Origin of the sequence: Pseudomonas moraviensis (genome assembly GCF_900105805.1) — a bacterium.
GTDB classification, from domain to species: Bacteria; Pseudomonadota; Gammaproteobacteria; order Pseudomonadales; family Pseudomonadaceae; genus Aquipseudomonas; species Aquipseudomonas moraviensis_A.
On sequence record NZ_LT629788.1, the window covers coordinates 5,405,811 to 5,419,698 of the forward strand.

A 13,888-nucleotide genomic window follows, 5' to 3' on the forward strand; every position below is an offset into this window, starting at 1 on the left:
AGGAGCTGCCGAAGGCTGCGATCTTTTGATTTTGCTTTCTAAAAACCAGATCAAAAGATCGCAGCCTTCGGCAGCTCCTACAGGGGACGGCATGTTATGGCGAGAATGGGGTAGCGGGGTTAGAGGCACAGCGGCCCACGCGGGTAGCGCTTGAGGGCTTTGATCAACTCGTCACCGGGAATCGGTCGGTCGAACAGATAACCCTGACCGACGTCGCAACGATGCCGGCGCAGGAACGCCAGTTGCTCGGCGGTTTCGATGCCTTCGGCGACCACCTTGAGTTTCAGGTTATGGGCCATGGCAATCACCGCGGAGGTGATTTCCATGTCGTCCTGGTTGTCAGGTATTTCATGGATGAAGCTGCGATCGATCTTGATGATGTCAATCGGGAATTTCTTCAGATAACTCAGCGATGAATACCCGGTGCCGAAATCGTCCATCGCCAGGGTCAGGCCCAGACGCTTGAGCTGGTCGAGTTGCAGATGCGTGTCTTCGGTGGCTTCCAGCAGCAGGCCTTCGGTCAGCTCCAGCTCGAGCAGATTGGCCGGCAGCGCTTCCTCCTTGAGGATGTTGGCGATCGAGGCGACCAGATCCGGATCGGAGAATTGTTTCGGCGACAGGTTGATTGCCACTTGCAGATTGCCCAGGCCGGCGGCGGTCAGGGATTTGCTCATGCGACAGGCCTGACGGGCGATCCATTTGCCAATCGGAATGATCAGGCCGGTCTCTTCGGCGACGCTGATGAACTGGTCCGGACGGATCATGCCGCGCTCCGGGTGGTTCCAGCGCAGCAGTGCTTCCATGCCCAGCAGGCGACCGCTGCGCAGGCACAGTTTCGGCTGGTAGAACACGTCCAGCTCGTTCTGGGTCAGGGCGCGGCGCAGGTTGTTCTCGACGAACAGTTTGTAACTGGCTTCGGCGTTCAGCGCTTCAGTGAATACCTGCAACTGGTGTTTACCGTTGGCCTTGGCCTTGTGCAGCGCCAGACCGGCGTTGCGCATCAGGGTCTGCGGATCGCGCCCGTGCAGCGGCGCGCAGGCGAGGCCGACGGAGCCGGTGACGCTGATCAACTGATTGTCGACGAACATCGGCTTGTCGAGCGTCATCAGCAACTGACTGGCAATCTGCTGCCCGGCTTCAAGGTCGGTGTCGTCGAGCAATACGGCGAATTCGTTACTGGCAAAACGCGCGAGGCTGCCACTCGGGCTGAGGCTGTTGCGCAGGCGCCGGGCAAGGCTGATCAACAGTTTGTCGCCGGTCTGGTGACCGAGGCTGTCGTTGATCCGCTTGAAGTTGTCGATGTCGACCAGCAACAGGCTGATCGGCGCATCGCTGTCGCGGGCGAAACGCTCGTCAAGATTGCGGATGAATGCCGGACGGTTGCCCAGGTTGGTCAGGTTGTCGGTATACGCCAGGCGCTCGATACGCTGCTGCGCCAGTTTGGTCTGGGTGATGTCCTCGTAGATGCCGATGTAATGCGTCAGCTCCCGGTTGTCGCCATACACCTTGGAAATCGACAACTGGCCCCAGTACGGTTCGAGGTTCTTGCGCCGGCTTTTGAATTCGCCCTGCCAGCTATTGCTCTGGGCCAGCGCCGAGGGCGCGTCGAACAGCAGCTCGCTGAGGTTTTCCAGTGCCGGCAACTCCGACAGGCGCTGGCCGTGGACTTCATCGGTGGTGTACTGGGTGATCGCCGTGAAGCTCGGGTTGACGTACTCGACCACGCCGTCGCAGTTGACCAGCAAAAAGGCGTTGGCACTTTGCTCGACCGCGCGCTGGAACAGGTGCAGGGCGCTGGTGGCGGTGCGGCGGTTGTGGTTGTTGATCACTTGCGCGAACTGGTCGGCCAGCTCGCCGGCAAAGGCGATTTCGTCGGACTGCCAGGCGCGGGTGGCGCCGGTCTGTTCCAGGCACAACACGCCGACCACCTGGCCGTCGACGCGAATGCTGGCGTCGAGCATCGCATTGACGTCACGCGGACGCATGGCCTCGGCCATTTCGCGGGTACGCGGGTCATGCATCGCATTGTGCGCATCGATGGCGCGGCTGCTGTGCAGCGCTTCCATGTAGTTGGGGAAGCCGCTGATATCGATGGGCTCCGGCAGGAGATATTCCTGGGTCGCACGATGGTAGGCGGAAATCGGCAGCAACCGCTGGCCTTCGAGGTTCCACAGGCTGGCGCAGTCGATCTCGTAGATGTCGCAGGCGCAGCGGGTGATCAGCTCGGCGGCTTCCTGCAGTGAGTTGTGCGTGCTGTAACGCTGGCGCGCGAGCAGCAGAATCAGATCCTGCTGGGCACGCACGCGTTCCAGATGCTGCAGTTGTTCCTGCTGGGCGCGCTGGTTAAGCTCCAGCGCGATCTGCAGGCGCGAGTTCTGGGTTTCCAGATCGACCGAAGGCAGTGCCTGGGTTTCGTCGAACACGTCGTCGACGGCCAGCAGATAGCCGCGCAGCAAGTGCCGGTTGTGCTGTTTATAGGCTTCGCCCAACTCAAGGATGTTCAACGCACCGGCGACGGTGTGCAGGGTGTAGCGCACGGCGTAATGCGGGTTATTGCTCAACTGTTGCTGGATCGCATCGTGCAGCTGATAGCGCGCTTCCGGCTCCATCAGACTGGCGTAGGGCGAACCGACCAGTGCGCAAAGCTCGACGGCCGGCTGGCCGAATTGGCGTTCGCAGTTGGGATCGAGAAACAGCATCGCCCAACTCGCTTCATTCAGGCGCTCGAAACGCAGCATGCCGAGCCGCGAGGGCACAGGCAACTGCGTCACTACCTCGGCCGCCTTACGGCTGGCGGCATCGGGTTGGCTCTTCATGAAGGAAACTCGCTTGGAAATATGCTGAATGCGCCGGGCTCTCGCCCTCTTGTCTGTTGGCTGCGGCAAGGTTGCATCATTGCGGCACCGACTGACAAGAGAGATGAAGGCCAAGTGCTATAAGAATATGTCGGCTGCAGTTAACATTTCTCCAGTGCACAACTGAAATGAGCAAAAGATCGCAACCTCACCGGGAGTGCAGGTCCATGCAGGAACTGCCGAAGGCTGCGATCTTTCGCGGGTTCAACGCAATTTCATACTGATCGATTGCAGTAGTTTGCCGTCACGATCGTGATACTTGACCAGGATCCGATCAGCCTCGACGACCACATGCGCAAAGTTGTCCTGGCTCACCACTGTACTGGTCAGGTCGTGCCGGTAGTCGCCGGCCGCCGTGCGCACCAGCGGTTGATCGAGGATGAACGTCGACGCCTTGGCATAGGGCAACAGTTTGCTGTTGTGAAGCGGCGAGGACACGATGGTGTGGACTTCGAAATCGGCGTCTTCGCTGTGAGTCAGGCGACTGGTCAGCGAGCCATGGACATCGCCTGAGACAAACACCACGTTCTTGAGCCGATGGGTGCGAATGGTTTCCAGCAAGCGCAGACGCTGTTCGGGGAATGCTTTCCAGGCATCGTCACCGTTCAACTTGCGGTCGGGATAGAACATCACGCTGGTCACAACAAACTTCACCCGTGCCGTGTTGTGGATCAGCCAGTCAAGCAGCGCCTCTTCCTGCTCAGTATCGAGAATGCGTCGGTCATCCTTCGACAAGTTGCGCCGGGTGCGACTGTCAGTGACGAACCAGGCAATATCGCTGTCGCCGAACTGGTACCAGTAATGTTTCAAGCTGTCCCGGTCTATCTGACCCTTGCCGTTACATGCATAAACCGGGCTGTGGCTGGCTTGATATAGTTCATAAGCGGCCATGGCATTGCGATATAAGTCCTTGTCCGCTGCTTTCGCATTGGCGGGCCAGTTATCCTCAATTTCATGATCGTCGAGCATCATGTAAGTCGATGTATTGGCCATCAGTCGTTGAATATTGGGTTGCGAAAATGCGGTCCGATATTTCTTCAGGATGTCTTTGGCTTCGCGATCCGGTGCAATGATATTCAAATCGTCTACATACACTTGATCCCCGGTCATGATCACCGCACTGACGGGAGGCCGGCTGCTTTCAATGAGCTGATTGATCGAGCCGAAAATGCGGTCGCCCAGTTGCGGTAACGTCGCGATGCCGGCGGTGATCCGCAGATAGCGGCACGACCCGACCACAAAAGCTCGTGGCTGGCTGGATTGCGGGGTGCGGGTGCGAAAGCAGTAAAGCTGTCGCGGCCATTGCAGTGGGAACTCCACTACCGTGTCGATCGTGTGTACCGGGTTCATCGGACTCAACCAGCCGGCCTGGTATTCATATTCGCAATCGGCTTCGAGATCCTGCAGTACCAGTACTCCCGACATGTCATTGGCTGGATTCAAAAGTGCAAATACACTGTTTGACCATTTTTCCGCGCCCGCTTTGCGAGCGCGGACTCCGGCAAATACGCGTTTCTTGTCCTGTTGTTCGCCGCGCATGAAAATGCGAACTTCATTAGTTGTGGCATGACCCACGATGGGGCCGATAGTCGGTTTGAACATAATCGATTCCGTTCGAAAGCTGTAGTGATAAGAATTAAATAAGCGGAGCGCGTTGATGCAACTTTCCTGAGCAGAGGTTAGTTGGCCGGCGACGGAAAATATTGGCGTGAAGTGGACCAGGCCTGTGGCCGATGTCAGCGCAGGTTGTAGGAAAGGGGTGGGGGCCGGTTTATTTCGGGCAAAAAAAGCCCCGCCAGAGTGGCGGGGTTGAGGTACGAGCGTGTGGCGCTCGAAAGGGTGCAGCAAGCGGCCCTCCGTTGCCGGAGGGCCGTTCGGGTTACAGCAGGATGGTGCGGATGTCGCCCAACAGGCTGCCCAGACGCTGGGTGAAGCGTGCGGCGGCTGCGCCGTTGATCACACGGTGATCGTAGGACAGCGACAGTGGCAGCATCAGCTTCGGCTGGAAGGCTTTGCCGTCCCAGACTGGCTGGATGGTTGCCTTGGAAACACCGAGGATCGCCACTTCCGGCGCGTTGACGATCGGCGTGAAGCCGGTGCCGCCAATGTGGCCGAGGCTGGAAATGGTGAAGCAGGCGCCTTGCATCTCGTCCGAGGACAGCTTCTTGGTGCGGGCCTTTTCAGCCAGCGAAGCTGCTTCGGCAGCGAGTTGCAGCAGGCTCTTCTGGTCGACGTTCTTGATCACCGGCACGAGCAGGCCGTCCGGAGTGTCGACGGCGAAGCCGATGTTCACGTACTTCTTGCGGATGATCGCCTTGCCACTTGGTGCCAGCGAACTGTTGAAGTCCGGCAGCTCCTTGAGCAGGTGCGCGCAGGTCTTGAGCAGCAGCGGCAGGATGGTCAGCTTGACGCCAGCCTTCTCGGCCACGGCTTTCTGCGCAACACGGAAGGCTTCCAGCTCGGTGATGTCCGCCGAGTCGAATTGCGTCACGTGCGGCACGTTCAGCCAGCTGCGGTGCAGGTTGGCGGCACCGACCTGCATCAGGCGGGTCATCGGCACTTCTTCGATTTCGCCGAAACGGCTGAAATCGACCACCGGGATCGGCGGGATGCCCGCACCACCAGTAGCGCCGCCAGCAGCGGCCGGTGCTTCCTTGGCCTTCTGCATCATCGCCTTGACGTAAACCTGCACGTCTTCCTTGAGGATGCGACCGTGCGGACCGCTGGCGCCAACAGCGCTCAGCTCGACGCCAAACTCGCGGGCCAGTTGACGCACGGCAGGGCCGGCGTGAACTTTCGCGCCAGGCTTGGCCGGCGCAGCGGCTGGAGCGGCAGCAGGTGCAGCAGGTGCAGCGGCGGCCGGAGCAGCAGCGGCAGGTGCCGGAGCACTCGGTGCAGCAGCCGGAGCCGGTGCAGCAGCAGGTGCTGCGCCTTTGACTTTAAGCTTGAGAATCAGGTCGCCGGTACCGACTTCGTCATCCAGCTTGATCGAAACGCTTTCGACCACGCCAGCCGCTGGCGATGGAATTTCCATGCTGGCCTTGTCGGATTCCAGGGTGATCAGCGACTGGTCGGCTTCGACGCTGTCGCCGGCCTTGACCAGCACTTCGATGATCTTTGCCTTGCCGGCCGAACCGATGTCCGGGACGTGGATGTCCTGAACACTGTCAGCGGCCGCTGCTGCCGGAGCAGCAGCCGGGGCTGGCGCAGCGGCGGCAGCAGGCGCAGCAGCCTGAGCCGGGGCGGCAGCAGCAGGGGCCGCAGCACCTGCCACTTCCAGATCCAGAATCAGGTCGCCGGTGCCGACTTCGTCGTTGAGCTTGACGCTGATGGCCTTGACCACGCCAGCGGCCGGCGACGGGATTTCCATGCTGGCCTTGTCGGATTCCAGGGTGATCAGCGATTGATCAGCTTCGACGCTGTCGCCGACCTTGACCTGGATTTCGATGATCTGCGCCTTGCCCGAAGAACCGATGTCCGGCACGTGCACTTGCTGTACCGAAGCGGCAGCAGGGGCAGCGGCAGGCGCGGCAGCAGCAGGGGCTGCGGCCGGTTTCTCTTCGGCTTTCGCAGGAGCGGCGGCAGGTGCAGGGGCCGCTTCTGCGGCGCCCTCGACTTCCAGCTCGAGCAGTTCGTCGCCTTCTTTCAGGCGGTCGCCCAGCTTCACTTTCAGGCTCTTGATGACGCCGGCTTTCGGGGCCGGCACTTCCATGCTGGCCTTGTCCGATTCCAGGGTCAGGATGCTCTGGTCGGCTTCGATGCGGTCGCCGACCTTCACAAACAGTTCAATTACTTCACCTTCACCGCTGCCGATGTCAGGTACGCGAATGAGTTCGCTCACAAAATGTCTCCTCAGCAGTCCAGTGGGTTGCGTTTTTCCGGGTCGATGCCGAACTTGACGATGGCTTCTGCCACGACTTTAGGTTCGATATCACCACGGTCAGCCAGTGCTTCCAGGGCTGCCAACACCACGAAATGACGGTCGACTTCGAAGAAATGACGCAGTTTCTTGCGGCTGTCGCTGCGGCCGAAACCGTCGGTGCCCAGGACTTTGAATTCCTTGGACGGTACCCACTGACGAATCTGCTCGGCGAACAGCTTCATGTAGTCGGTAGAGGCGATGACCGGACCCTTGCGACCGCTCAGGCACTCTTCGACGTAGCTCAGCTTCGGCTTCTGGCCAGGTTTGAGACGGTTGCTGCGTTCTACGGCCAAGCCGTCGCGACGCAGTTCGTTGAAGCTGGTAACGCTCCACACGTCAGCGCCGATGTTGAACTCTTCACGCAGGATCTTCGCCGCTTCACGCACTTCGCGCAGGATGGTGCCGGAACCCATCAGCTGAACGTGGTGCGCCGCATCGCGAGTGTCTTCCTCGAGCAGGTACATGCCTTTCTTGATGCCTTCTTCGGCACCGGCCGGCATGGCTGGCTGCTGGTACGACTCGTTCATCACGGTGATGTAGTAGAAGATGTCCTGTTGCTCTTCGGTCATCTTCTTCATGCCGTCCTGAATGATCACCGCCAGCTCGTAGCCGTAGGTCGGATCGTAGGTGCGGCAGTTCGGGATGGTCGCGGCCAGCAGGTGGCTGTGACCGTCTTCGTGCTGCAGACCTTCACCGTTCAGGGTGGTGCGGCCGGCGGTGCCGCCGATCAGGAAGCCACGGGTACGGCTGTCGCCAGCGGCCCAGGCCAGGTCGCCGATACGCTGGAAGCCGAACATCGAGTAGAAGATGTAGAACGGCAGCATCGGCTGGTTATGGCTGGAGTACGAAGTACCGGCAGCGATGAACGAACTCATGGCGCCTGCTTCGTTGATGCCTTCTTCAAGGATCTGACCTTTCTGGTCTTCCTTGTAGAACATCACTTGGTCTTTATCGACTGGCTCGTAGAGCTGGCCGACGGACGAGTAGATGCCCAACTGACGGAACATGCCTTCCATACCGAAGGTACGGGCTTCGTCCGGGATGATCGGGACGATGCGCGGGCCGATTTCCTTGTCCTTGACCAGTTGCGCGAGGATCCGCACGAAGGCCATGGTGGTGGAAATTTCACGGTCGCCGGAGCCATCGAGGATGGCTTTGAGGGTATCCAGATCCGGAGTCGGTACGCTGAAGCTCTGCGCGCGGCGCTGTGGCACGAAACCGCCCAGTGCGGCACGACGCTCGGCCAGGTAGCGGCCTTCGGCGCTGTTCGGCTCTGGCTTGAAGAACGGCAGGTGCTCCAGTTCTTCGTCCTTGACCGGAATGTCGAAGCGGTCGCGGAACAGCTTCAGACTCTCGACGTCGACCTTCTTGGTGTTGTGCGCAGTGTTCTTCGCTTCGCCGGCACCGGTGCCATAACCCTTGATGGTCTTGGCCAGGATGACGGTGGGTTGTTCCTTGTGGTTGACCGCTTCGTGGTACGCCGCGTAGACCTTGTACGGGTCGTGGCCGCCACGGTTGAGTTTCCAGATCTCGTCGTCGGACAGATCGGCAACCATTGCCTTGAGTTCAGGCGTGTTGAAGAAGTGCTCGCGAACGAACGCGCCGTCTTTGGCTTTGTAGTTCTGGTACTCGCCGTCGATGACTTCGTCCATGCGACGTTGCAGGATGCCGTCGACGTCCTTGGCCAGCAGTGGGTCCCAGAAACGGCCCCAGATGACTTTGGTCACGTTCCACTGTGCACCGCGGAACACGCCTTCGAGTTCCTGGATGATCTTGCCGTTGCCGCGAACCGGGCCGTCGAGGCGCTGCAGGTTGCAGTTGATGACGAAGATCAGGTTGTCCAGCTTCTCGCGGCCGGCCAGGGAGATCGCGCCCAGGGATTCCGGCTCGTCGCACTCGCCATCGCCCAGGAAGCACCAGACTTTCTGTTTGCCCGGCTGGATGAAACCGCGGTGTTCCAGGTACTTCATGAAGCGCGCCTGGTAGATCGCCTGGATCGGGCCCAGACCCATCGATACGGTCGGGAACTGCCAGAAGTCAGGCATCAGCCAAGGGTGCGGGTAGGACGACAGGCCCTGACCGTCGACTTCCTGGCGGAAGTTGTTCATCTGGTCTTCGGTGATGCGGCCTTCCATGAATGCACGGGCGTAAACGCCTGGCGAGGTGTGGCCCTGGAAGTAGATCAGGTCGCCGCCGTGTTCGTCGGTCGGGGCCTGGAAGAAATAGTTGAAGCCGATGTCATACAGGGTCGCGCTGGAAGCGAAGCTGGAGATGTGACCACCCAGGTCCGAATCTTTCAGGTTCGTGCGCATTACCATGGCCATCGCGTTCCAGCGTACCAGCGAGCGAATGCGGCGTTCCATGAACAGGTCGCCAGGCATGCGTGCTTCGTGGGTAACGGGGATCGTGTTGCGGTAAGGCGTGGTGATCGCGTAAGGGAGCTGCGAGCCGCTGCGGGTCGCGAGTTCGCCCATACGGGTCATCAGATAGTGAGCACGGTCTTCGCCTTCTTTGTCGAGAACCGATTCCAGGGCGTCCAGCCATTCCTGGGTTTCGACGGGATCGAGGTCTTGCATGGCTTGCTCCAGGGCGGAAAGGCTTCCAGAATCGGTTGCCTGAGTTTGCGACTGGCCTTGTGGGCAGACGATTTAAAATTCTTGGATTGCCGACAGGTTGTTCCGGCGGCGTGTAGTTTTACTACAAATCTTCCGGCATTTCAGCCTTTCGAATGTATAGACGAGTAGTAAAACTACAGATGAAAGGCTTGTGGCCTCCGACTGCGTTGTGAGAATAATCGTTAAGGCGGGTCGATTTCCATCCGAATAAGGTGAAAGTTTGATGCTGGATGCCAAAGAAGCAGAAATTTCAGCTATTTCTAACTTTTGTTCGACAGTCCTTCACGTAGCGGGTTTTCATCATTCACTACAAGCGGCCCCTTATACGCCGATCAAGGATAGACCATGACCCTGCCCGCGCTTGCCGAACTGCCCGCCATTCTCCTGCCGTTGGTCAGCCGATCCGAGCAGTCGTTCCGTACGTCCGTCGCCGCCCTTGAAGACGATCACGGCCTGTCGAACTGGTCGCCGGAGCGCTGGGCGCAATTTGCCCGCGTCACCGCCGCCAGCGAGTTTGTCATTGAACAGAGCGTTCGTGACCCTTTGATGTTGCTGTCGCTGGTGGCGTCCGGCGAACTCGACCGACCCTTTGCGCCCGGCGAGTTGCGCGCGCAGATCGCTGCCGCCGCGAACAGCGCGCAGGGCGAGGATGAGCTCGGCCGTGCCCTGCGCCGCCAGCGCGCGCGCCATCAGGTGCGGATCATCTGGCGCGACCTGACCCGCCAGGCCGATCTGGTGCAGACCTGCCGCGACCTCTCGGACATGGCCGACGCCACCATCGATCAGGCTTATCAGTGGCTGTACAGCCGCCATTGCGAGCAATTCGGCACACCGACCGGCCGGCGCAGCGGGCTGCCGCAGCAGATGGTCATCCTCGGCATGGGCAAACTCGGCGCGGTCGAGCTGAATCTGTCCTCGGACATCGACCTGATCTTCGCCTACCCCGAAGGCGGCGAAACGGTGGGCGTAAAGCGCTCGCTGGATAATCAGGAATTTTTCATTCGTCTCGGTCAGCGTCTGATCAAGGCCCTCGATCCGATGACGGTCGACGGCTTCGTTTTCCGCGTTGACATGCGTCTGCGCCCATACGGATCGTCCGGTGCGTTGGTGCTGAGCTTCAATGCGCTGGAGCAGTATTACCAGGATCAGGGCCGCGACTGGGAACGCTACGCGATGATCAAGGCGCGGGTGGTGGCTGGCGATCAGGTCGCCGGTGCGCAGTTGCTCGACATGCTTCGGCCATTCGTCTATCGGCGCTATCTGGACTTCTCGGCGATCGAAGCGCTGCGCACCATGAAGCAGTTGATCCAGCAGGAAGTGCGGCGCAAGGGCATGGCCGACAACATCAAACTCGGCTCCGGCGGCATTCGTGAAGTCGAGTTCATTGCTCAGGCCTTCCAGTTGATCCACGGTGGCCGCGACCTGAGCCTGCAACAGCGTCCTCTATTAAAGGTGCTGAGCACGCTGGAGGGGCAGGGCTATCTGCCGCCGGCGGTGGTCAGTGAGTTGCGCGAAGGTTACGAGTTTCTGCGTTACACCGAACACGCGATTCAAGCGATTGCCGATCGGCAGACGCAAATGCTGCCGGACAATGCGCAGGATCAGGCGCGTATCGCCTTCATGCTGGGTTTCGCCGATTGGTCGGCCTTCCATGAACAATTGATGTTCTGGCGCGGCCGCGTGGCCTGGCATTTCGCCCAGGTGATTGCCGATCCCGACGAGGAAGAGGGTAGCGAAAGCGAAGTGGTGGTCGGTGGTGAATGGCTGCCATTGTGGGAAGAAGAACAAGACGAAGAGGCCGCGTGCCGACAGTTGCAGGAGGGCGGTTTTGTCGATGCCGGCAAAGCGCTGAAGGCGCTGGCCGGTTTGCGCGGCAGTCCGCAATTGCGCGCGATGCAGCGACTGGGGCGCGAGCGTCTCGATGCCTTTATTCCGCGACTGCTCGCGCAAGCGGTAGAGCACGACAATCCCGACTTGGTACTTGAGCGCGTGCTGCCACTGGTGGAAGCGGTGGCTCGGCGTTCGGCGTATCTGGTGTTGCTCACGGAAAACCCCGGTGCGCTGCGGCGTTTGCTGACCCTGTGTGCGGCGAGCCCGTGGATTGCCGAGCAGATCACTCGCTTCCCGCTGCTGCTCGACGAATTGCTCAACGAGGGCCGGCTGTTCAAACCGCCGCTGGCGCCGGAACTGGCGGCCGAGTTGCGCGAGCGCCTGACGCGGATTCCCGAGGACGACCTCGAACAACAAATGGAAGCCCTGCGCCATTTCAAACTGGCGCATCGCTTGCGCGTGGCTGCCTCGGAAATCGCCGGCAGTCTGCCGTTGATGAAAGTCAGCGATTACCTGACGTGGCTGGCCGAGGCGATTCTCGAACAAGTGCTGGCCCTCGCCTGGCGCCAGACCGTGGCCAAGTACGGCACGCCGCTGCGCACCGATGGCACCTTGTGCGATCCCGGCTTCATCATTGTCGGTTATGGCAAAGTCGGCGGCATTGAATTAGGGCATGGTTCGGATCTGGATCTGGTGTTCATCCACGACGGCGATCCGCAGGCGGAAACCGATGGGCCGAAATCCATCGATGGCGCGCAGTTCTTCACGCGCCTGGGGCAGCGGATCATTCACTTGCTCACGGCGCAGACCAACTCCGGCCAGCTGTATGAAGTGGACATGCGCCTGCGTCCGTCCGGTGCTTCCGGACTATTGGTGAGTTCCCTCGGCGCGTTTGCCCGCTATCAGGAAAACGAAGCCTGGACGTGGGAGCATCAGGCTTTGGTGCGCGCGCGGGTGCTGGTCGGCAGTCAGGATGTCGGCCAGGCTTTCGAGAAGGTCCGCGCACAGGTATTGGGCAAACCGCGAGATCTGGCCAGGCTGCAACAGGAAGTCAGCGAGATGCGCGCGAAGATGCGCGACAACCTCGGCACCCGGATTACCGCGGCCGGTACTGCGGCGAATGCTTTCGATGCAGGCGTGCCGTTCGACCTCAAGCAGGACGCCGGTGGTATCGTCGATATTGAATTTATGGTGCAATACGCGGCCCTGGCGTGGTCGCAGAGCCATCCGCCGCTGCTGCGCTGGACCGATAACATCCGCATTCTGGAAGAGCTGGAACACGAAGGGCTGATGCCCGCCGAAGATGCCAGCCTGTTGCGCGAGGCCTACAAGGCCTACCGCTCCGCCGCCCATCGGCAGGCCTTGCAGAAAGACGCCGGGGTGATACCGGGCGACCAGTTTGCCGACGAACGCCGGCAGGTTTTGCGGATTTGGAAAGAGTTGGGGCTAAGCTGAGCCACAAATGTATGGCCGGATGCAAAACCCTGTAGGAGTGAGCCTGCTCGCGATAGCGGAATGACAGTCGACAGTCATGTTGAAGCAAGTGACCCATCGCCAGCAGCGCCGCTTCCACAATGATTATCGAGGCGGGGAGGCGTAAATGCCTCCCCGGTTCGTTTTTGGAAACCACATGAATATTCTGATCGTTGGGCCCAGTTGGGTCGGTGACATGGTGATGGCGCAGACACTGTTTCAGTGCCTCAAACAGCGCCACCCGCAATGCGCAATCGACGTGCTGGCGCCCGAATGGAGCCGGCCGATCCTTGAGCGCATGCCCGAAGTGCGCAAGGCCTTGAGCTTCCCGCTCGGCCACGGTGCGCTGGAACTGGCGACGCGCCGGCGTATCGGCAAATCCCTGCGCGGCCAGTACGATCAGGCGATCCTGCTGCCCAATTCGCTGAAGTCGGCGCTGGTGCCGTTTTTTGCCGGCATCCCGAAGCGCACCGGCTGGCGCGGCGAATTCCGCTATGGCCTGCTCAACGACGTGCGCACCCTCGACAAACAACGCTATCCGCTGATGATCGAGCGGTTCATGGCTTTGGCCTACGAGCCGAACGCCGAGTTGCCGAAGCCGTACCCGCGGCCGAGTCTGCAAATCGACCCGGTCACCCGCGAAGCGGCCCTGGCCAAATTCGGTCTGACCCTCGATCGCCCGGTCCTGGCCCTGTGCCCCGGCGCCGAGTTCGGCGAATCCAAGCGCTGGCCGTCCGAGCACTATGCCAAGGTCGCCGAAGCGCGCATCCGCGAAGGCTGGCAGGTATGGCTGTTCGGCTCGAAAAACGATCATGCAGTGGGCGAAGACATTCGCGCCCGGCTGATCCCGGGTTTGCGCGAAGAGTCGGTCAATCTCAGCGGCGGTACCTCGCTGGCCGAGGCCATCGATCTGCTGTCCTGCGCCGATTCGGTGGTGTCCAACGACTCCGGTCTGATGCACGTCGCTGCGGCATTGAATCGTCCGCTGGTCGCGGTCTACGGCTCGACCTCGCCGGGCTTCACCCCGCCATTGGCCGAGCAGGTCGAGATCGTGCGCCTGGGCATCGAATGCAGCCCTTGCTTTGATCGCACCTGCCGTTTCGGCCATTACAATTGCCTGCGCCAGCTGATGCCGGATGCGGTCAATGATGCCTTGCAGAAACTGCAGGGCTCCGTGGTCGAGGTTCATTAAC

The 13,888-nt window shown here is 60.5% G+C and carries 6 protein-coding genes; 2 read left to right on the forward strand and 4 right to left on the reverse strand.

Translation table 11 applies throughout. The features are described 5' to 3' along the window. Positions 1–119: 119 nt before the first annotated feature. From BLU71_RS24265 to aceE, 4 genes are all read right to left on the reverse strand, one after another. On the reverse strand, positions 120–2,816 hold the full coding sequence (locus BLU71_RS24265; protein ID WP_042607750.1) for a putative bifunctional diguanylate cyclase/phosphodiesterase: 2,697 nt from the start codon (positions 2,814–2,816) through the stop codon (positions 120–122). 243 nt (positions 2,817–3,059) lie between these two features. Then, positions 3,060–4,457: an alkaline phosphatase D family protein gene (locus BLU71_RS24270; RefSeq protein WP_083354053.1), complete on the reverse strand. Its 1,398-nt coding sequence runs from the start codon at positions 4,455–4,457 to the stop codon at positions 3,060–3,062. 277 nt (positions 4,458–4,734) lie between these two features. Continuing rightward, complete coding sequence (gene aceF, locus BLU71_RS24275; RefSeq protein ID WP_064363194.1) at positions 4,735–6,696, reverse strand: dihydrolipoyllysine-residue acetyltransferase; 1,962 nt, start codon at positions 6,694–6,696, stop codon at positions 4,735–4,737. Positions 6,697–6,707: 11 nt separating this feature from the next. Beyond that, positions 6,708–9,353 (reverse strand): pyruvate dehydrogenase (acetyl-transferring), homodimeric type, encoded by a 2,646-nt coding sequence (gene aceE, locus BLU71_RS24280; protein ID WP_042607752.1) that lies wholly within the window; start codon positions 9,351–9,353, stop codon positions 6,708–6,710. Positions 9,354–9,737: 384 nt separating this feature from the next. On the opposite strand from aceE, the gene glnE reads away from it, so the two are divergent. Then, positions 9,738–12,677 (forward strand): bifunctional [glutamate--ammonia ligase]-adenylyl-L-tyrosine phosphorylase/[glutamate--ammonia-ligase] adenylyltransferase, encoded by a 2,940-nt coding sequence (gene glnE / locus BLU71_RS24285; RefSeq protein WP_083354054.1) that lies wholly within the window; start codon positions 9,738–9,740, stop codon positions 12,675–12,677. A gap of 175 nt (positions 12,678–12,852) precedes the next feature. Continuing rightward, a complete protein-coding gene (gene waaF / locus BLU71_RS24290; RefSeq protein WP_042607754.1) occupies positions 12,853–13,887 on the forward strand; it encodes a lipopolysaccharide heptosyltransferase II in 1,035 nt (344 codons plus the stop codon). Position 13,888 lies beyond the last annotated feature (1 nt).